The organism is Bartonella sp. AP40SXNS (genome assembly GCF_042195825.1).
Taxonomy (GTDB): domain Bacteria; phylum Pseudomonadota; class Alphaproteobacteria; order Rhizobiales; family Rhizobiaceae; genus Bartonella.
Genome location: NZ_JBHIPB010000083.1, coordinates 1 through 1,049 on the forward strand (window position 1 = coordinate 1; position 1,049 = coordinate 1,049).

1 protein-coding gene and 1 pseudogene are annotated in these 1,049 nt (G+C 34.1%); both read left to right on the forward strand.

Annotated elements, in window-relative coordinates; all coding sequences use genetic code 11:
- A pseudogene (locus tag ACFILZ_RS09840) lies at positions 1-82 on the forward strand (TrwH protein); the annotation flags it as partial.
- Positions 79-855: a type IV secretion system protein gene (locus ACFILZ_RS09845; RefSeq protein ID WP_375611067.1), complete on the forward strand. Its 777-nt coding sequence runs from the start codon at positions 79-81 to the stop codon at positions 853-855. The pseudogene ACFILZ_RS09840 and the gene ACFILZ_RS09845, both read left to right, overlap by 4 nt.
- Positions 856-1,049 lie beyond the last annotated feature (194 nt).

Genomic DNA, 1,049 nt, shown 5'->3' on the forward strand with positions numbered 1-1,049 from the left:
AAAGCTAAAACAGCCCAATGATAGGAACCGCGTGCCTATTAATAAAACAATCCCTGCCGAAATCAAGCGAGGAGACAGATGAAAAAGCGATTTATTATAACAGGAATGATTACCCTTTTGGGGATGATAAATTTAACTCTAACATCTAATTTTAGTTGGGGTTCTGAGAATAAGGGTTCAACTGCCCAAACTCTTTTGCCTTTTTCAAAAGAAGAATATCTGAAAATTATTGAGTTGTTAAAACAACAAATTACAACAAACGAAAACCAGATCGAAAACGCGAAAAAAATCCATCAGTCTATAACAGAAAGTGTAAAAGAGCAAATGAACATCTTACAAAAAAGAGCATTATTAGACAGAAACAATGGCCATTTTTTGCAAGATCTGCTCTACCAACCCCCCCACGAAAACTACAGAAGGAATGTAAAAATAATCCGAACGCATAGTTATATAGAACCCTTAATAACTGCGGTTAAGGGCGAAGATATGAGGGCCATCTTCTCGTCATTGCCGCAGAAGAAAATATACAATATAATTAATACACGTCTTAACTATAATGGAATTATCGAGAAAGCCGTAAGTTTGCAGGCTTTCCAAGACGCAGAGAAGCGCTTTACACAAATTGCTGATTTCTTAAATGATATAGATAAAACAACAAATTTGAGAGAAGTTTTCGAGTTGCAAACACGCATTAAGAGCATGTCATCCATGCTCCAAAATGAATACACAAAGTTACAAATGGTCAGAAATTTAAGCAACAATGAAGAGACTCTTATCGATGTACAAAAACGCCTATTGTATAAAAAAATTATAAACTCTGCCAACAAAAAAATCCCCCAAATAAGATTGAACTAATAAAACTCTTTACAACATTGACTTTTTTCATGAAAACAAAAGCCGATGTAGAAGATTCAGTACTCTCTGAACAATCAAGAGAGACACAAATATTTTATCAAAGCCAAGATATCGTGCTGAAAACACTTAGGTAATGTATAAATGAAAATGAGGCGTTTAGCATATATCTATGTTCCAAGGTGATAAAAAATTGA

What these genes read in the sequence shown, in the direction of transcription:
- ACFILZ_RS09845 (WP_375611067.1), top strand. Translation starts at nt 79, where the DNA reads ATGAAAAAGCGATTTATTATAACAGGAATGATTACCCTTTTGGGGATG.